The organism is Cupriavidus sp. SZY C1 (genome assembly GCF_032190535.1).
Classification (GTDB): Bacteria; Pseudomonadota; Gammaproteobacteria; order Burkholderiales; family Burkholderiaceae; genus Cupriavidus; species Cupriavidus pauculus_C.
Window position 1 is genome coordinate 342,123 of the sequence record NZ_JAUANU010000003.1, and the last position, 17,817, is coordinate 359,939.

Genomic DNA, 17,817 nt, shown 5'->3' on the forward strand with positions numbered 1-17,817 from the left:
ACTGCAGGGTTACCCGACCTGCGTCAACGTGGAGCCGCAAGTCGTCCATCAAAATCTGACGCCATTCGAATCGATGGCGGGCACGGTGGACGGACAGAACGATATCGCGGCGGGGCGGCGTCAGGCCCTGGTGGGGCGTCAGGCATATCGCCTGGAAGTACCCGGGGCGCCAAGCGCTGGTGGGCTGTCCGTGGTCTCCTTCGACGCCGTCGAGCGGCTGGGCGAACCGTATCGCGTCACCATACGGCTGACCCACGCGGCCGAGCTGGCGCGGCTGGAGTACCTGCGCAAGGACGCGACGTTCTCGATCGCCCCGGCCGATGGCACCGAGTCCAGGCGGTTCTCGGGCTGCATCGTCCAGTTTTCAAAGACGGGACAAAGCCGCGACTTCTGCGCGTACGAGATGGTGGTGCAGCCGAAGGTCGCGCTGCTGGCGCTGACAAAGGCCAGCCGTGTCTACCAGCACCAGACGGCGCCGCAGATCATCGAGGCCATCCTGCGCCGGCACGGGCTGGAAGGCCACCAGTTCGCCTTCAAGACCCGCCGCCAGTATCCGGAGCACCGGTTCCGGCTCCAGTACCAGATGTCCGACTGGGACTACATCCGGCTGCTGATGGAGCAGGAGGGGTTGTACTGCTACTTCCTGCCCGGCCGGTTCGGCACGGCGTTCGGTGATGTGCTGCAGTTCTCCGACGACATCGACCACTACATCTACCAGCCGGCCTTGCGCGTGCCGTACCAGGAAACGGCGGGGCTGGAGTCCGGCGTGGAGTCGGTCTCCGAGATCCGGACCGATGTCCGGACCGTGCCCGAATCGTTCCTGACGGCTGACTACAACCCGGACCAATCCTACGAGCGCCTGAAGGCCGAGGCGAACGTCGCCCGCAAGGAAACCGGCAACTACGGACAGCCCTACGTCTACGGCACGCACCACCTCGACATGGCCGGCGCCCGCTGGGCCGCGCAGTTGCGTCACGAGGCGGCACTGGCCGGGCAGATCGTCTACGAGGGCCGGAGCAACATCCTGGAACTTCGGCCGGCCCGCGTGCTGCGCATGGACCTGTCGCTGCCCGACGCGCCGAACGGGCAGGTGGTTACCGAGGTCATCCACACCGGCGCCCGGGACCGCGCCTATAGCAACACGTACAAGGCGATACCGGCGGACCGGCGCTTCCGCCTGCCGGTCGATGACAGCCGGTGGCCGCGCATCGCCGGCACGCTGAGCGCGCGGGTGACGTCGCCGGGCGACTACAAGTACGCCTACCTGACGCAGCAGGGTCTCTATGTGGTGCGGTTCGACCTCGATTTCGACGCCTGGCCCAGGGGCAGCGAAAGCGTGCCGCTGCGGCTGGCCAAGCCGTTCGCCGGGGCGCGCCAGACCGGCTTCCATTTCCCGCTGATCGACGGCACCGAGGTCGCCATCGCGTTCCGCGACGGCGATCCCAACAAGCCCTATATCGCCCACGCGCTTCACCACAGCCAGCACGAGGACCTGGTGACCTGCCACGACCGCTGGCTGTCGCGCAACGTCATCCGCACGCAGAGCAACAACAAGCTGCGGTTCGAGGACTGGGAGGGCGAGGAGGGCGTCAAGCTGTCCACCGACTACGGCGGCAAGACGCAGTTGAACCTCGGACACCTGGTCGATAGCCATCGCAAGAAGCGCGGCGAAGGCTTCGAACTCCGCACCGACCGCCACGGCGTCGTGCGCGCGGGCGGTGGCTTGCTGGTCACCGCGGACAGGCAGGCCAATGCCATCGGCCAGCAGACCGACACGGCTGGCGCCATGCGGCAACTGGAGCTGTCAATGGCTGGCGCCGAGGGGCTGGCCGAAGCGGCCCGGGCCGCCGTCGCCGAGGTGGCCGACCTGAGGGCCGAGAACCAGTGGCTCAAGGACAGCGTCACCGATCTGAAGCAGGCCGTCCTGGCGCTGTCCGCACCGGCCGGCATCGCGGCGGCCACGCCGCAGCGCATCGCCCTGTCGGCGGGCAACGACGTCGGCATCAAGACGGGCGCGGCCTTCCACGTCAACGCCCTGCGCAGCGTCGCCATCGCCGCCGGCGACGCACTGTCGCTGTTCGCCCACAAGCTGGGCATCAAGCTGTTCGCCGCGCGGGGCAAGGTGCTGATCCAGGCGCAGTCCGACGCCATGGAACTGGTGGCCGAGAAGAACTTGCAACTGACCAGCGCCAGCGGGTCGCTGATCGCCAACGCCCGAAACGGCATCGTCCTGAGCGGCGGGGGCAGCGCCTATATCAAGGTGCAAGGCGACAACGTGGAAATCGGCGGGGCCGGGCATCTCATCCTGAAGATGATCGAGATCCAGAAGTCAGGCCCCGGCTCGCTTTCGCTGCCACGCCCGACGTTCGCCCAGACCGACACCGTCAACAACGAACGGTTCGTGCTGACCGACGTCGTGACCGGCCAACCGCGGCCCGATCGCGCCTATCGGATCCGGCTCGCCAACGGCGAAATCACCGAGGGCGTCACCAACGAAGATGGCGAAACCTCGCTGCTCACCAAGGACGTCGCACAGGGCATGCAACTGCTGCGCGTCAAACTGAAGCTCTGACATGGCCGATCAAACTGGCGAAACAACGATGGACGCTGCGGCTCCCCAGGCCAAGGCGTCGCCGCAGCAGGCTCGACCCAAGGAAGCCACCCGCGTCGTACCGACCCAGCGGGACGCCCACGGCAACCCGTACTGGGAGTCGTACATGACCCCCGACAGTTTTGGTGTCCGGGCCGAAGCCCAGATCCCCCCGCATCTGCCCGGCGTGATTATTTTTGTGCACGGGGTGAATTCGGAGGGGGAGTGGTATGACGCGGCCGAGAAGGCGTTGTGTGAGGGGTTGAATGAGAGGTTGGGGCTGGGAGGGAGCGAATTTCGGCTCGAAGAGAATAGCTATATCGATCGGGAGGTAGAGGCGCCTCACCGTATGCACGAACGCCGGTACGACTCCCGCAACCCAGGCAGGTCCCCGGTGATTCGTTTTTTCTGGGGCTACCGTGAACCAGAAGCCGTCGCAGCGCAAGGGAAGTACAAAGTGCCACTTCGAAACATCAGCGGAGTGGATTTCGCCAAGCGCTCGAAAGATGACCAGGGACCGTGGTTCTGGGGCGGCGGGCCGTTCCAAAATGGCACCAACAACCTGCAACAGATGTGGAGTGGCAAAGGTTTCAGCCGCCACCTGTTCGGCGTCGTCAATCTCCAACTGCTGAATACCGAGCCGGAGCGCCAACTGCAGGACGCGCCGGCGCGAGACTATTACCCCCACGCCGCTCAACGGCTGGCCAATCTGATCGACAAGATACGCACCCGATATCCGCACGACACGATTACCGTCATGTCGCATAGCCAGGGCACCATGATCGCCATGGCGGCTGCGGCACTGTGCAGCACCCGGGCGCCAGACGCGCTGTTCCTGATGAATTCGCCGTTTGCCCTCGACGACAAGATCACGGATTTCGCCACAAGCGGCAATGACCGCCCGACGGCAGCGGCGCGTGAAAAGACCTTCCGAAATATCGCAAATCGCATCCGCACCGACAGGCGCATGCTAGATGACCGCCTCAAAGGGCTGCTCCAGGTTGGCAAGACCCCGGACGGCAAGCCTTGGCGCCCCGATGCCCAACTGACTCCGGAACTCGCCGAACGGGATAACCATGGGCGGTTGTACGCTTATTTCAGTCCGCACGATCGGGTGATGGGCATGTCCGCTTTGGAGAGTATCGGCTGGCAGGGTGTCAGCAGCCGGCTGCTGGAGGAACTGGGCGAAACGGTCAAGCAGCGGATGCTGGCCCGGCTCACCCCTTGCGGAGATGCGCCCGGTATCAAGCGCTTCGGCACGCTGCCCGACATGAAGGGCGGTGAACTGGCCGATCCAAAGTCTCCCAAGGAATTCTGGGATGGCAATCGCGGGCCGCTATTCAATGGCATCAAGCTGTGGACCGTGCCGTCCACACATCAAACGGTCCGCATCAATGCCGAGGCAGTGCCGCGACCGCTGACGCCGGCGGAACTTAGCGCCTTTGATGAGTCTGTGGATGAAGCAAGAGAAATGGGCGCGATTCGGCCAGACAACGGCGAGTACTACTTGAAGGAATACCCGTACCTGCGTTCCGTCTATGAGGGCGAGCTTTACAAGGATCGGGGTGAAGACATCTACAGCGGAAATCAACGCATCCGAACCAAAGAGACGGATGACGAAGCGCGTGAGCGGTTGAGCACCGTCAAGGCCGAGCCTCCCGATCACAGTACGCTGCCGTTAGATGTGAACTTCATGTCGCGGGTAGCCGCTTACGACCTGCCAATCGGCTTCTGCGAGTCATTTGAAGACCGCCGGTTTTGGTGTGAGCTCATGCTCGAAGCGGATTGGACTCAGATGACCGATGCGTATTTTACCAATGGAATATTACTTCGGCCTGATATGCCAAGCGCCTACATAGACGGGGAAGCGGTCGCTGATGCGATAGCGGCCAAGGCTCACAACGACAAATTCAGAGGGGCATAATGAGGCAGCGAGTTATTCAGGGGGTCACCGCTGCGCTGGTTCTGTCGGGATGTGCATACCCGCCAACTCGTATCCCAGAAAAGGTGCAGCATTTCGACGTGCCGCCGCAGGTTATTTACCGAATCGACGACCATCGTTTTATCACGCTGGAAAACTATCGAGACTGTCGTCATGGAACGGCGTATTACAACGACACTCAGCAAGGTATTCGTACCCGGCTGGGCGACGAAAGCATCGAAAATTACCAAGGACGGCTGATCAATGCTGATTCAACGGGTCGGAATATCGTTATCCCCTCATCGGAGCCACCGAGGATCTCATGCCCGGACAAAGGCTGCAATGTTGCCTTTGTCTATTCGACTGACGGTGGGCGTTCGTTCTTGAGTGGTGGATATTACATGCGTAATGTGCGCCGACCTTATGATGAGTCAAAGAGATATATCGTCGCGGCCACCACGGACCGAATCTACATTGCTAGAAAATGGAGAACGGATGACTACTACGTCACCCAGTATCCATTGGCTCCCGGCATTGACCTTCGCCCGTACCGTCCTGGCGAACCGCCGCGACCCGAAGTCAAGACGACAGTCCGAGGTGAGAGGTTTTCCGCATCGCAGCGTCCCAACTACCTGGACGGTCTCCGCACCCCCTCTGGCCAGGAATATGTCAGCTGCGACGACTCGATTCGTCCGGCCAATGTGAGCAAGTGAGGAGAGCCGATTGATTGCATATCGCCACATTCTGGGCGTTTTCGCCATCGCAGCCTTCCTCACCACCGGCTGCGCAAAACCGTCATCGAATCGTTCGGACGAAGTGTCGAGTTTTGATGTCCCCCCGCAGGTTATCTATCGCATCGACGATCATCGTTTCGTCTCCCTTGAGGACTACAAGCACTGTTACTTCGGCACAACATACTACAACGACACACGTCAGGGCATTCGTACCAAGTTCGGTAGAGGCGGCGGCATAGCCAGCTATAGAGGGCGGCTCATCAACGCAGACCCGACAGGACAGAACATCGTCATTCCGTCGTCTTATCCTCCCAATGCGGCATGTCCAGACAAGGGTTGCAATATAGCTTTCATTTATTCGACAGATGCCGGCAGAACCTTTCTTAGTGGCGGCTACTACCTGCGGAACTCGATCAGCCCTTTTAAAGATTCAGAGAATTACACTGTAGCGGCGAGCAGCGACCGCATTTATATCGCACGTCGGGTCACTTCGGCCCCCAATGATTTTTATGTAAGGCAGTATCCATTAGTTCCGGGTATCGATTTGCGGCAGCCCTATCCGCCTGGCGTTCGGGGAGCCAGCTTCTCAAGCCTGGATCGTCCCAACTACCTAAACGGCCTCCGCACCCCCTCCGGCCAGGAATATGTCAGCTGCGACGACTCGATTCGTCCGGCCAATGTGTAAGGAGAGCCGATTGATTGCATATCGCCACATTCTGGGCGTTCTCGCCATGGCAGCCTTCCTCACCACGGGCTGCGCAAATCCGTCATCGAATCGTTCGGACGAAGTGTCGAGTTTTGATGTCCCCCCGCAGGTCATCTACCGCATTGACGACCACCGGTTTATCACCTTGGAGAACTATCGCGACTGCCGTCATGGCACCACGTACTATAACGATGTCCGGCAAGGCATTCGTACCAAGCTAGGAACCGATAGCGTCGAAAACTACCAGGGAAGGCTTATCAACGCCGATCCGACGGGTAGGAATATCGTGATTCCGTCCTCTGAACCACCTCGACGCTCCTGTCCCGACCGCGGGTGCAATATTGCATTCATATACTCCACAGACGAGGGGCGGTCATTTCGGAGTGGTGATTATTACATCAGAAATACGTGGAAGCCGTTTTTGGATTCTGCGAACTATATCGTCGCGGCCACTACCGACCGAATCTACATTGCTAGAAAATGGGGATCAGACGACTATTATGTCGTCCAGTATCCTTTGGCTCCCGGCATTGACCTTCGCCCGTACCGTCATGGCGAACCGCCGCGACCCGAAGTCAAGACGACAGTCAGAGGCGAGACGTTTTCCGCATCGCGGCGCCCCAACTACCTCGACGGCCTCCGCACCCCCTCCGGCCAGGAATATGTCAGCTGCGACGACTCGATTCGTCCGGCCAATGCGAGCAAGTGAGGAGAGCCGATTGATTGCATATCGCCCCATTCTGGGCGTTTTCGCCATCGCAGCCTTCCTCACCACCGGCTGCGCAAATCCGTCGTCGAATCGTTCCGACGAAGTGTCGAGTTTTGATGTCCCCCCGCAGGTCATCTATCGCATTGACGACCACCGGTTTATCACCTTGGAGAACTATCGCGACTGCCGTCATGGCACCACGTACTACAACGATGTCCGACAAGGCATCCGTACCAAGCTAGGGACCGATAGCGTCGAAAACTACCAGGGAAGGCTTATCAACGCCGATCCGACTGGCAGGAATATCGTGATTCCGTCCTCTGAACCACCTCGACGCTCCTGTCCCGACCGCGGGTGCAATATTGCATTTATATACTCCACAGACGAGGGGCGGTCATTTCGGAGTGGTGGTTATTACATCAGAAATACGTGGAAGCCGTTTTTGGATTCTGCGCAATACATCGTCGTGGCAACGAGTGACCGGATATACATAGCGGAAAAATCCAGCAAAAGTATCGACAATTATCGTGTCCAGCAATATCCCCTTGTGCCAGGAATCGACCTTCGTAAGCCCTTTCCCCCCGGCGTTGAGGGTGACCGGTTTCTCGCATCTCAACGTCCTGATTATCTGAAAGGCCTCCACACCCCCTCCGGCCAGGAATACATTTCCTGCGACGACTCCATCCGCCCGTCCAATTTCCCGAAACCTACCCCATGAAAGATCCCGTGCTGCTAGGCGATGCCACCAGCCATCAAGGTGTTGTGAAAACCGCATCGTCGACCTTTGTCATTGGCGGCCGGCGCGTGGCGCTGGTGGGGGATATCGTGTCCTGTCCCGCGCATGGAGATAATCCTATTGTCGAGGGCGGCGAGGGGTATAGCGAGCAGGGGCGACGGCTGGTGGTGCATGGGTGTCGATCGCAATGCGGCAGTATCGTGCTGACCGCGCCGTCTGGAGCCAGGTTCGCATGAGTTCGGGTTGGGAAATGGAAGAAATTCCGGCGCGTCAGGAGCCGCGGGCGCCGTCGGTCTGGTTGTTGCTGGCGGTGCTGGTCGTATTTGAAGCGGTTGGTGTGCTGGTTGTTTTTGCCGGATGGCCGAAAGGCGAGACGGTGTGGTCCAACGCGTTCGTTTATCAGGCGCTGTATGTACCATTGACGATATGCACGGCGCTGCTGGGTGCATGCCTTTACGCCGGCTATGAATTACCGGCGGACAGTGCGTGGCTCTGGAACGTGCGGCGGCAATGGCGCGCCTATTACTGGTTGAACTGGGCGCGCGGCCATGTGGCGATTGTCGACAGCGTGGTGCTGACGCCCGAGAACGATCTGGCCGAGCGGCTGCTGGGGCTCGAAGGGGCGCCGCCGGTCAATCCCGACAAGGTGCTGGCGCTCGACCTCGATGCGCCCGCGGGCAGCTCCCGCATGGCCTGTGCGCTCGAATCCTTGCTGTCGCCGCTGTTGCCCGTCTTGACACGATTGGTCCGGTTGGGGCCCCTCGACATCGTCCTGCAGACCGCCGACGAAGGAGATCTAAAGGAATTGCTACGCCTGATGCGCCAGCTCGGGGTGCCGGACCGCGTGTCGGCGAGGTGGACGCCGGGCAGCAAGGCGGCGTGCATGGATACCCTGTGGGGCGCCGCGCCGCCGCTGGCCGGGTCGCGGCTCGTGCTGGCGTGTCAGTTGCACGATGGGCAGGAGGCGCCGGAGATTTCCGAAATCGCCGTCGCCGTGCTGCTGGCGGCGCCGCAAACGCTGGCGGGCGCCCGACCGCCGATTAGGTCGCAGGGCAACCTGTGCCGCGCCATCACCGCCGAGGCGGATGGCGTCGAGGCGGCGCTGGCGAAGCTGGTCGATGCCGGGCAGGTGCCGGCCAAGCGGATCAAGCAATTCTGGTACACGGACCTCAGCAAGGGGCTGCGGCATGCGGTCACGACCGCTGTCGGGGACTCGGCGCTGACCGTCGCCAGCCACGACATCGACCGCGCGCTCGGCCGCCCAGGTCCAGCGTATGCCTGGCTGGCCCAGGCGCTGGCGGCCAGCATGATCGGGCACGGGCAGGGCGCGCAACTGGTGGCTACGCCCTGCAGCGCGGGTGTGGCGCTCAATGTGGTCGGCCCGGCGCCGGTAGCGGCCGTTCGCCCGACCGACTACGGCCCGCTGCCGCTGTCGCTGTTCTGGACGATGGGCGCGGCAGGCTTCACGGCGCTGCTGCTCTGTCTCGATCTGCCCGGGAAGGACGATGCCCGCGACGCCGTCCTGCCCGTGTGGGCCTATCCGCTGATCTGGCTCGGCCTGATAGCCGCGCAGTTGGGGATGAGCATCGTCCACCAGCGGCAGACCTCCACGGCGTTCGATCAGGTCGACGGCCGCTGACCCACCGCCCGCGTCTCAGATAATTCCGCCGTTGGCCCGCAGTGTCTGGCCGTTGATCCACGACCCGTCCGCGCCGGCCAGGAAGGCCACGGCATTGGCGATGTCCTCCGGCTTGCCCAGGCGTTCCAGCGGTGCCATTTTTGCCATCTTGTCGATCAGTTCCGGCGATTTGCCGTCGAGGAACAGCTCGGTGGCGGTCGGGCCGGGAGCCACGGCGTTCACGGTGATATTGCGGCCGCGCACTTCCTTCATCAGCACGTGGGTCATGGCTTCGACGGCCGCCTTGGACGCCGCGTAGACGCCGTAGGTCGGCATCAGCAGTCCCACCAGGCTCGACGACAGGTTGATGATCCGGCCGCCGTCGCGCAGCCGGCGGGCGGCTTCGCGCATCGTGTTGAAGCTGCCCTTGACGTTGATGCGCATGATGCTGTCAAACAGGGCGTCGTCGCTTTCCGCCACGGTCGCCAGTTTCATGATGCCGGCGTTGTTGACCAGCACGTCCACCCCGCCAAACGCGGCTTCGGCGGCGGCAAACATGCGCGCGACGGCGGCGGCGTCGCCGACGTCGGCCTGGTGGGTCAGCGCGCGGCCACCGGCGGCCTCGATGTCGGCGGCGACGGCCTCGGCGTCGTTGGCACTGCCGGCATAGTTGACGACGACGGTAAACCCATCGGCGCCCAGCCGGCGGGCGATGGCGGCGCCGATGCCGCGCGAGGCGCCCGTGACGATGGCAACGCGCTGGCCAGTCTGGGCGGAAGTGGACGGGAAAGTGGTCATGTCGGGCTCCAGGGTGGATCGTTGGTCGAACCGCGTCGGCGCGGTGTGACTGCACTATCGGCGATAGTCGGCACTGGATAATCGGCCTAGAATTGCCATCACTTGTTCTTCCAGGGAAACAGTACGCCGTTAAATATGGCGTATGCGTCATAGAGAGGCCAAATTGGACCGATTCGATGCGATGCGGCTCTATACCCGCGTGGTGGAGCGCCGCAGCTTCACGCTGGCTGCCGGCGACATGGACGTGCCCCGGTCGACGGTGACCAAGGTCATTGCCGATCTGGAGAAACGGCTAGGGGTTCGGCTGCTCCAGCGCACCACCCGCGTGGTCCGCCCGACGCTGGACGGCGAAGCGTATTACCGCCGCTGCCTGCGCATCCTGGACGATATCGAGGACGCCGAGGGCGGCTTCAGCGGGGCCGAGCCGCGCGGGATGCTGCGGATCGAGGTGCAGGGCACGCTGGCGCGCCATTTCCTGATGCCCGGCTTTCCCGATTTCCTGGCGCGCTACCCGCAGTTGCAGATCACGATGAGCGAAGGGGACCGGTGGGTGGACCTTGTGCAGGAAGGCGTCGACTGCGTGCTGCGCTACGGGCGGCTGCCCGACAGCGAACTGGTGGCGCGGCAGGTGGCGATGCTGGACCGGCTGACCTGCGCCACACCCGCCTATCTGGCGCGGTTCGGCACCCCGGCCAGCTTTGACGCGCTGGACGGCCACCGCATGGTCGCCATCCGCCAGATGAGCACCGGCAACGTCACGCCGCTGGAATTCACCGTCGGTGATGACCTGAAGACCGTGTCGCTGCCGTGCCCGCTCGCAGTGACCGGCACGGAGAGCTATCTCACCGGCATCGAACTCGGGCTCGGGATGGCCCAGGTGCCGCGCTTTCACGTGATCGACCAGCTTCGGCGCGGCTCGCTGGTCGAAATCCTGCGCGACACGCCGCCGCCGTCCCAGCCCGTGTCGCTGCTCTATCCCCGCTCGCGGCAGCTTTCGCCGCGCGTGCGGGCGTTCCTGGACTGGGCGGCCGGCGAGTTTGCCCGCAGCCCGTTGCTGGCCTGAAGCCTGCCCCGGTTCAGGCCAGCGTGGCCCGCAGCCCGGCCAGTTGGTCGAGCGCGGTCTTCAGTTCCTGTTCCAGCACGAAGACCATCTCGCCGGCCGGCATCGCGCGCGCCAGCGGCACGGCCTGGCCGGCCCATTGCGCCGCGTAGTCGCTGACGCCCTTGGCCTTGGCTGCCGCGTGCAGCGCCTTGCCGGCGTCGTAGGTGACCGGGTAGTCTGGAATCGCAGGCGCGCCGGCGGCAGTGCCCAGCCGGGTGAAATGGCTGGTGAAGCCGCGTGTGGCGCGCCCGGAGATGGCGCGCGTCAGCGTGGTCGGGCGGGTTTCGGTCGCCGTCAGCGCGCTGCGGTAGGCCGCGTCGGCGGCCGATTCGTCGGTGGCCACGAACGCCGTGCCCAGTTGCGCGGCAACGGCGCCCAGCGCCAGCGCCGCCGCGATCCCCGCGCCGTCCATGATGCCGCCAGCGGCGATCACAGGCAGCCGTGTGCGCGCCACCAGCAGGCGCACCAGCGCAAACGTGCCCAGCCCTTCGTCCTCGGCGGCGGTGTCGAATACCCCACGGTGCCCGCCGGCCTCGATGCCCTGGGCCACCACGGCGTCGATGCCGGCCGCCTCGATCAGCCGCGCTTCCTGCAGCGACGTGGCGCTGGCCAGCAGCACGATGCCGGCGGCGCGCAGCGCATCGATGCGATCCTGCGGCGGCAGCCCGAAATGGAAGCTGACCACGGCCGGCTTCTCTTCCAGCAGCATCTGGTACATCTCGTCGTCGACCACGAAGCTCTTGTAGATCTCGCGCAGGTTGGCGGGCGGCGTGGCGCCGAACTCGGCAAACGCGGACGCCAGGTAGGCCAGCCAGCCAGACTCGCGCTCGGCGTCGGGCTGGGCCGGCGCGTGGCAGAACAGGTTGATATTGAACGGGCGGGCGGTCAGCGCGCGCGTCTCGCGGATGACCTGGCGCGCGCCTTCGGCGTCCATGGCGCCGACGCCCAGCGAGCCCAAGCCGCCGGCCTCGGATACCGCCGCCGCCATGGCGGCCGTGCTGACGCCGGCCATCGGCGCCTGGATGATCGGCAGCCGGAGGCCCAGACGGGCCAGCAGAGGGTGGGAAGTGTGCTGCGGGAAGGCGGTGTTCATGGCGAGAATCCTTGGAAAACGGACGAAATAGGGCAGGGCGCTAGCTACGGCGCAGCGCCTGCTGGAATGCTTCGAAGGCCGACGTGGTAAAGCCGGCCCGCTGGATCAGGAACGTGTGGACCTTGCGCACGGGCACGGTCTGCCACGCGGCGGCGCCGTCGTGCATCGCCAGCAGGGACCGCGGCACGATCGCGACCGCCGACCCGGCCGTCACCTGGGCCAGGATCGCGTGATAGGAGGGCAGTTCGATGACGGTCAGGCGGCGGCGCACGCCGTCGCCGGCCTGTTCGAGCCAGTCTTCGGCACAGCGCCGATAGGTGCAGCCCCGGGCAAAGGCGGCCAGCTGCCGCAGCGTCACGTCCTCGGGGCGGCGCACCTTGGGATGGGTGGCCGGCAGCACCAGCACCAGTTCCTCGGTCTTGAGAAACGTGCCGTCCAGGCCGTCGCCCAGTTCCGCCAGGTCGATGTCCTTGTGGGCGCCGGCGCCCGGGTGCGCCACCACCGCGCAATCGAGCCGCCGTTCCAGCACCGCGTCGGCCAGCGCCTGCGACGTACCGGTGGTCAGTTCCACGTCGACGTCGGGCCACGCGGCATGGAAGCGGCCCAGCGGCCCCGGCAGCAGCGTGGCCGCCGTGCTTTCCATCGATCCCACGCGCAGCCGGCCGCTCGGGGCGTCCGCGCGCATGGACTGGCGCGCTTCCTCGGCCAGCGCCAGCAACTGGTCGGCGTAGCCCAGCAGCCGCTGCCCGGCCGGCGTCAGGATCATCTGCCGGTTCGCGCGCTGGAACAGCGTCACGCCCAGGCTTTCCTCAAGCTGCTTGACGCGGGTGGTGACGTTGGATTGCACGCGTTCCAGCGCCTTGGCCGCGCGCGTGACGCTCTGCTCACGCGCCACGGCCCGGAAGATTTCGAGTTCGGCCAGTTCCACGCTGTATCGACGGCACCAGGGTGTCGTTCTCGAATAGGGATTAAAGTTGATCGAAGTATTGTGTTTGGAGAATCGATTGTCAACCCCGACGGGCAGGGCGGCACGTGTCCTATAGTGATGTGTCAGGAACACCAGAACGGGAGACAAATGATGAAAAAAGACGCAGCGGCCGATGGCATTCCGGCAGCCGAGCTGATCGACGCCAGGATTGCCGAGCTGGGCGACTGGCGCGGCGAGCTGCTGGCGCAACTGCGGGCGCTGGTCCGCGAGGCCGACCCCGATGTCGTCGAGGAATGGAAGTGGAGCGTGCCGGTGTGGTCGCACGACGGCATCCTGTGCACGGGCGAGGTCTACAAGGCCGCCGTCAAGATGACCTTCCCGAAAGGCGCGTCGCTGCCCGATCCCAAGGGCCTGTTCAATGCCAGCCTGGAAGGCAACGTGCGCCGGGCGATCGACTTCCCTGAAGGCGGCCGGATCGACCGCCCGGCACTCAAGGCCCTGATCCGCGCGGCCGTGGCCGCCAACCAGGCCACGGTCAAGGCCCGTACGACAGCCAAGGCGCGCCCGAAGCCGGCCCCGGCCGCCAAGGCCAGGGCCCGCGCCTAGGGCTTCAGCCGGCGACAAGCTTGTCCGGCGTCATCGGCGTGGTGCGCAGCCGCTTGCCGGTGGCGTGGTAGATCGCGTTGCTGATGGCCGCCGCCACGCCGACGATGCCGATCTCGCCCACGCCCTTGGCGCCAATCCGGCTGACGATCCGGTCGTCTTCCTCGACGAAGATGACGTCGATGTCGCGGATGTCGGCATTGGCGGCAATATGATATTCGGCGAAATTGTGATTCATGAAGCGGCCCAGGCGGTGGTCGCTCAGCGTTTCCTCGAACAGCGCCTGGCTGATGCCCCAGACCACGCCGCCCGATATCTGGCTGCGGGCCGTCAACGGATTCACGATCCGGCCGGCCGCCACGGCGCTGACCACGCGCGTCACGCGCACCGCGCCCAGCGCCTCGTCCACGCGCACCTCGCAGAACACGGCCGAATGCACCGCCCGCACGGTCTGCTTCTGCTTGCGCACGTCGGGCAGCAGCAGGTGCCGCACGCCAAGCTGGGTCTTGCCGCACGCCAGCAGCAGCGAATCGAGCGGGATGCTGGTGTCGGGCCGCTGCCGCAGCCGCATGGCGCCGTCGGCGAACTCGACGTCGTCGAACGCACACTGCTCGAAGCCGCGCCCCTTGACCGTGCGGGCCAGCCGCCAGAGCTGGCGGCGCAGCTTCTCGCAGGCGCCGTCGACGGCCGAGCCCACCGTGGCGATATGCGACGACCCGCCCTCGATCGGCGCGAACGGCAGGTCCGAGTCGCCCAGCCGGAAGATCACCCGTTCCACGGCGATGCCCATCGCATCGGCGGCAATCTGGCTGATGGCGGTATAGGTGCCGGTGCCGATGTCGCTGGCCGCGCAGGTGATTTCCAGCCGGCCATCGGCCAGCAGTGTGGCGCTGGCGCGGGCGGCCATCTGCAGCGCGTCCCAGGTGCCCGTCGCCATGCCCCAGCCGACCAGTTCGCTACCGTCGCGCATCGCGCGCGGCGCCATCGGCCGCTGATCCCAGCCGAACGCGCGCGCCCCCTGCTCGTAGCAGTCCATCAGCTGCTTCGTCGAGAACGGCAGCCCCTGGTTGCCGTCGCGCGTGGCGTAGTTGATGCGGCGCAGTTCCAGCGGATCGATGCCGGCCGCGTACGACAACTCGTCCATGGCCACTTCGATCGCGTGTACGCCATGCGCGGCGCCGGGCGCGCGCATGTCCATCGGCGTGTACTGGTCCAGCGCCACCAGCGTGTACACGTAGCGGATGTTGTCGCAGGCGTAGAGCTGTCCGGACCAGTTGACCACCACTTCGACGTAGTCTTCCTGCCGCGACGTCTCGGCGATGGCCTCGTGGATGATCGACGTGAGCCGGCCGTCGCGCGTGGCGCCCAGCCGTACGCGCTGCCAGGTCTCCGGCCGATGGCCGAACGTGAACATCTGCTGGCGCGTCAGCACCACGCGGACGGACCGCTTCAGGTGCAGCGACGCCATCACGGCCAGCAGCAACTGGTACTGCGGCCGCAGCCCGGACCCGAACGCGCCGCCGACAAACGGGTTGCGCACCGTGACCTTGCGGCCGGGCAGACCGAACACGCGGGACACCATCCAGCGCGAATTCTGCGAGCCCTGCGTCTTGTCATAGATGAGCAGATGGCCGCGGCTGTCCCGGATCACGGTGCTGGCGTGCATCTCCATCGGATTGTGGTGCTCCACGCCGGCGTAGAACTGGGCGTCGACCTTGACCTCGGCGCCCGCGAACGCCGCGTCGGGATTGCCCTTGGGCTTGGGCGGCTTGGAAAAGCCCACCTTCAGCGGGCTGGGCTCGTGCGCGGCGTCGCGCCGGGCCAGCAGGTTGGTCTCGTGGGGCGCCGGCGCGTATTCCACGCGCACCAGTGTGGCCGCGTGTCGGGCGGCCTCGAACGACGTAGCCACCACCAGCGCCACGGGCTGGCCGCTGTAGTGGATCTCGTCGTCGTGCAGCGGCCGGAATGGCTTGCCGGCCGGAGCGGTCATGTCCTTGTAGAAGAAGCGCATCGACCGCATCGACGGGCGATGGTCGTGCGTCAGTACGTCCAGCACGCCGGGAAAGGCGCGGGCCGCGTCGGTGTCGATCCGCGCAATCCGGCCGCGCGCGATCGTGCTGTTGACCGCCACGCCGTAGCAGAGGTCGGGCGACTGGTGCTCGGCCGCGTAGCGGGCCGTACCGGTGACCTTGGCCAGGCCGTCGATGCGCGGCAGCGGGGTGCCGATGCCGGCCGGGCCGGCGTTGCCGGGGGCCATCGGCTGCTGGTCGGCTTCCAGCAGCGGCAGCGTGGTTTCGCTCATTGCCAGCCCTCCTCGCGGCAGGCGTCCTGCCCGGTGTTGGTGAGCACGCCGGCCGCGGCCATTTCCAGGGCCCGCACGATGGCGCGGTGTGCCAGCGGAATCTTGAACGCGTTGCCGGGCGTGCTTTCCGGCAAGGCGGGACCGCCCCAGGCGCGGGCGTCGCGCAGCACGAAGGCGGCCACGTCGGCAAACGTCTCGGCCGTGGCCGGGCGCCCGGCCAGCATCGCTTCGGCGTCCCGGTCGCGCCAGGGCTTGTGCGCCACGCCGCCCAGCGCCAGCCGCGCGTCGCGGATGGTCTGGTCGGGCTCAAGCGCCAGCGCCGCCGCCACCGACACCAGCGCGAATGCATAGGACGCTCGCTCGCGCACCTTCAGGTAGGTACTGTGGCCCGCGAACGCGTTGGGCGGCACGCTGATATGGGTAATCAGTTCGTCGGGCGCCAGCGTGGTGTCGTGCTCGGGATGGTCGCCGGGCAGCCGGTGAAAGTCCTGGAATGGAATCTCGCGCGGCCCGCGCACCGATTCCACATGGACCACGGCGTCCAGCGCCGCCAGCGCCACGCACATGTCGGACGGATGCGTGGCGATGCACGCCTCGCTGGCGCCCAGGATGGCGTGCTGGCGCGCCAGCCCGTGCGCGGCCGGACAGCCGCTGCCGGGGTCGCGCTTGTTGCACGGCACGCCCGCGTCGTAGAAGTAATAGCAGCGCGTGCGCTGCAGGAGGTTGCCGCCGTTGGTGGCAACGTTGCGGATCTGGCCCGAGGCGCCGGCCAGGATGGCCGCGCGCAGCAGCGGAAACCGCTCGCGCACCAGCGGATGCTCGGCCGTGTCCGCATTGCGCGCCATCGCGCCCAGGTGCAGCGTGCCGTCGTCCCACAACTCGATCTCGTCGAGCGGCAGCCGGCCGATATCGACCAGCGCGCCGGGGCGCATCACGTTTTCCTTCATCAGGTCCAGCAGGTTCGTGCCGCCCGCGAACAGGCGCGGCAGGGCGGCCGGGTCGGCGCCGTCCGGGTCATTGCCGAGCTGCCCGGCGATGACCGCCAGCGCCTCGGGCACGGATTCCACGCGGATATAGCGAAACGGGTGCATGGCTTATCCCTCTGCGGGTGGGGTGGACTGGGGCGGCGCGTCCACGCCCAGCGCCTGCGCCACGGCCTCCACGATCTGCGGATAGGCGCCGCAGCGGCACAGGTTGCCGCTCATCCGCTCGCGGATTTCGGCGCGGTTGCGCGGGGGCGTCTCACCCTGCAGCGCCACGGCCGAGCAGATCTGCCCGGGCGTGCAATAGCCGCACTGGAACGCGTCGCAGGCCATGAACGCGCGCTGGACGGGGTGCAGGTCGGGGCCGGGATGCAGGTCGGCCACGCCCTCGATGGTCGTGATGTCTGCGTCGTCGTATGCCACGGCCAGCGCCAGGCAGCTATTGATGCGCCGGCCATCGACAATCACGGTGCAGGCGCCGCACTGGCCGTGGTCGCAGCCTTTCTTGGTGCCGGTCAGGTCCAGCTGGTCGCGCAGCAGGTCGAGCAGCGTGGTCCAGACGGGCAGGTCGAGCCGGTAGTCCTGCCCGTTGATGCGCAGGTGGGTCCGGCGCCGCTGGGGCGCCTGGACGCTGTCGGGGAGGTGGATGGGGGCATCCATCGTCGTCAGCCCGAAATGTCCGGCTTGTCGCTCTGCGGGCGGTTGCCCTGCTCGTCGCGCGGAGACTGGTCCTCGCGCATGATCTCGTTGGGCGTCGGGGCCGCCTTGCCGGCGTCGGCGGGGGCCTTGTCGGCGGGGTCGCGCGGCTTCGCGGACGGGTCAGCGGCGGGCGGCGTGGGGGCGCCGGAGTTGCTCTGCGATGCCATGGCGGGCTCCTGGGGGTCGTTGCAGTGCCAGCAGGCGCGCAATTGTCGTACCCGTGCCGTCCACGGCGCCACGCCCGGCGCGGCCGGCCGGACCGGGGCGCGGGATTGCAGTTTTCGAACCGATCCGG

At 65.7% G+C, this 17,817-nt stretch carries 17 protein-coding genes; 10 read left to right on the plus strand and 7 right to left on the minus strand.

The genetic code is table 11. From position 1 onward, the window contains the following. Positions 1-73 precede the first annotated feature (73 nt). From QTN24_RS07865 to QTN24_RS07900, 8 genes are all read left to right on the plus strand, one after another. A complete protein-coding gene (locus tag QTN24_RS07865; RefSeq protein ID WP_313836386.1) occupies positions 74-2,572 on the plus strand; it encodes a type VI secretion system tip protein VgrG in 2,499 nt (832 codons plus the stop codon). A 1-nt stretch (position 2,573) separates the two neighbouring features. Beyond that, a complete protein-coding gene (locus QTN24_RS07870; RefSeq protein WP_313836222.1) occupies positions 2,574-4,514 on the plus strand; it encodes a DUF3274 domain-containing protein in 1,941 nt (646 codons plus the stop codon). An 83-nt stretch (positions 4,515-4,597) separates the two neighbouring features. Further along, the gene (locus tag QTN24_RS07875) at positions 4,598-5,224 is read left to right on the plus strand and encodes a hypothetical protein (RefSeq protein ID WP_313836224.1); all 627 of its coding nucleotides are present in this window, start codon (positions 4,598-4,600) and stop codon (positions 5,222-5,224) included. A gap of 10 nt (positions 5,225-5,234) precedes the next feature. Further along, a complete protein-coding gene (locus tag QTN24_RS07880; protein WP_313836226.1) occupies positions 5,235-5,930 on the plus strand; it encodes a hypothetical protein in 696 nt (231 codons plus the stop codon). A 10-nt stretch (positions 5,931-5,940) separates the two neighbouring features. Continuing rightward, positions 5,941-6,660, plus strand: coding sequence for a hypothetical protein (locus tag QTN24_RS07885; RefSeq protein WP_313836228.1), 720 nt, complete (start codon positions 5,941-5,943; stop codon positions 6,658-6,660). 10 nt (positions 6,661-6,670) lie between these two features. Continuing rightward, positions 6,671-7,378 (plus strand): hypothetical protein, encoded by a 708-nt coding sequence (locus QTN24_RS07890; RefSeq protein ID WP_313836230.1) that lies wholly within the window; start codon positions 6,671-6,673, stop codon positions 7,376-7,378. Beyond that, positions 7,375-7,632, plus strand: a complete 258-nt coding sequence (locus QTN24_RS07895) for a PAAR domain-containing protein (protein ID WP_313836233.1) — start codon at positions 7,375-7,377, stop codon at positions 7,630-7,632. Before QTN24_RS07890 ends, QTN24_RS07895 begins: the two co-directional genes overlap by 4 nt. Continuing rightward, a complete protein-coding gene (locus tag QTN24_RS07900) occupies positions 7,629-9,035 on the plus strand; it encodes a hypothetical protein (RefSeq protein WP_313836242.1) in 1,407 nt (468 codons plus the stop codon). The genes QTN24_RS07895 and QTN24_RS07900 overlap by 4 nt, the downstream gene beginning before the upstream one ends. Positions 9,036-9,050: 15 nt before the next feature. On the opposite strand, the gene QTN24_RS07905 is transcribed toward QTN24_RS07900, so the two are convergent. After that, complete coding sequence (locus tag QTN24_RS07905; protein ID WP_313836252.1) at positions 9,051-9,812, minus strand: SDR family oxidoreductase; 762 nt, start codon at positions 9,810-9,812, stop codon at positions 9,051-9,053. 163 nt (positions 9,813-9,975) lie between these two features. On the opposite strand from QTN24_RS07905, the gene QTN24_RS07910 reads away from it, so the two are divergent. Then, positions 9,976-10,875 carry a LysR family transcriptional regulator gene (locus tag QTN24_RS07910; RefSeq protein ID WP_124686542.1) on the plus strand — a complete coding sequence of 300 codons (900 nt, stop codon included), beginning with the start codon at positions 9,976-9,978 and terminating at the stop codon, positions 10,873-10,875. A 13-nt stretch (positions 10,876-10,888) separates the two neighbouring features. On the opposite strand, the gene QTN24_RS07915 is transcribed toward QTN24_RS07910, so the two are convergent. Together QTN24_RS07915 and QTN24_RS07920 are read right to left on the minus strand one after the other, a co-directional pair. Beyond that, positions 10,889-12,007, minus strand: coding sequence for a nitronate monooxygenase (locus tag QTN24_RS07915; protein WP_313836256.1), 1,119 nt, complete (start codon positions 12,005-12,007; stop codon positions 10,889-10,891). A gap of 40 nt (positions 12,008-12,047) precedes the next feature. Next, the gene (locus tag QTN24_RS07920) at positions 12,048-12,935 is read right to left on the minus strand and encodes a LysR substrate-binding domain-containing protein (RefSeq protein WP_313836258.1); all 888 of its coding nucleotides are present in this window, start codon (positions 12,933-12,935) and stop codon (positions 12,048-12,050) included. Between the two features lie 150 nt (positions 12,936-13,085). Between QTN24_RS07920 and QTN24_RS07925 the strand changes: the two genes are divergently transcribed. Continuing rightward, a complete protein-coding gene (locus QTN24_RS07925) occupies positions 13,086-13,541 on the plus strand; it encodes a DUF1801 domain-containing protein (RefSeq protein WP_124686784.1) in 456 nt (151 codons plus the stop codon). Between the two features lie 4 nt (positions 13,542-13,545). On the opposite strand, the gene QTN24_RS07930 is transcribed toward QTN24_RS07925, so the two are convergent. Genes QTN24_RS07930 through QTN24_RS07945 form a run of 4 tightly spaced genes read right to left on the minus strand, consistent with a single transcriptional unit; the run spans position 13,546 to position 17,689 of the window. Next, positions 13,546-15,840: a xanthine dehydrogenase family protein molybdopterin-binding subunit gene (locus tag QTN24_RS07930; protein WP_409558989.1), complete on the minus strand. Its 2,295-nt coding sequence runs from the start codon at positions 15,838-15,840 to the stop codon at positions 13,546-13,548. Next, positions 15,837-16,931, minus strand: a complete 1,095-nt coding sequence (locus QTN24_RS07935; RefSeq protein ID WP_313836260.1) for a xanthine dehydrogenase family protein subunit M — start codon at positions 16,929-16,931, stop codon at positions 15,837-15,839. Before QTN24_RS07935 ends, QTN24_RS07930 begins: the two co-directional genes overlap by 4 nt. Positions 16,932-16,934: 3 nt before the next feature. Then, complete coding sequence (locus QTN24_RS07940; protein WP_313836261.1) at positions 16,935-17,483, minus strand: 2Fe-2S iron-sulfur cluster-binding protein; 549 nt, start codon at positions 17,481-17,483, stop codon at positions 16,935-16,937. A gap of 5 nt (positions 17,484-17,488) precedes the next feature. Further along, positions 17,489-17,689 (minus strand): hypothetical protein, encoded by a 201-nt coding sequence (locus tag QTN24_RS07945; RefSeq protein WP_313836263.1) that lies wholly within the window; start codon positions 17,687-17,689, stop codon positions 17,489-17,491. Positions 17,690-17,817: the final 128 nt, after the last annotated feature.

Excerpts from the sequence above, each read along its gene's own strand:
- QTN24_RS07865 (WP_313836386.1), top strand. The coding sequence starts at position 74 with ATGGCGGGCACGGTGGACGGACAGAACGATATCGCGGCGGGGCGGCGT.
- QTN24_RS07935 (WP_313836260.1), bottom strand. The coding sequence starts at position 16,931 with ATGCACCCGTTTCGCTATATCCGCGTGGAATCCGTGCCCGAGGCGCTG.
- QTN24_RS07905 (WP_313836252.1), bottom strand. The coding sequence starts at position 9,812 with ATGACCACTTTCCCGTCCACTTCCGCCCAGACTGGCCAGCGCGTTGCC.
- QTN24_RS07930 (WP_409558989.1), bottom strand. The coding sequence starts at position 15,840 with ATGAGCGAAACCACGCTGCCGCTGCTGGAAGCCGACCAGCAGCCGATG.
- QTN24_RS07895 (WP_313836233.1), top strand. The coding sequence starts at position 7,375 with ATGAAAGATCCCGTGCTGCTAGGCGATGCCACCAGCCATCAAGGTGTT.
- QTN24_RS07870 (WP_313836222.1), top strand. The coding sequence starts at position 2,574 with ATGGCCGATCAAACTGGCGAAACAACGATGGACGCTGCGGCTCCCCAG.
- QTN24_RS07945 (WP_313836263.1), bottom strand. The coding sequence starts at position 17,689 with ATGGCATCGCAGAGCAACTCCGGCGCCCCCACGCCGCCCGCCGCTGAC.
- QTN24_RS07900 (WP_313836242.1), top strand. The coding sequence starts at position 7,629 with ATGAGTTCGGGTTGGGAAATGGAAGAAATTCCGGCGCGTCAGGAGCCG.
- QTN24_RS07915 (WP_313836256.1), bottom strand. The coding sequence starts at position 12,007 with ATGAACACCGCCTTCCCGCAGCACACTTCCCACCCTCTGCTGGCCCGT.
- QTN24_RS07940 (WP_313836261.1), bottom strand. The coding sequence starts at position 17,483 with ATGGATGCCCCCATCCACCTCCCCGACAGCGTCCAGGCGCCCCAGCGG.
- QTN24_RS07925 (WP_124686784.1), top strand. The coding sequence starts at position 13,086 with ATGAAAAAAGACGCAGCGGCCGATGGCATTCCGGCAGCCGAGCTGATC.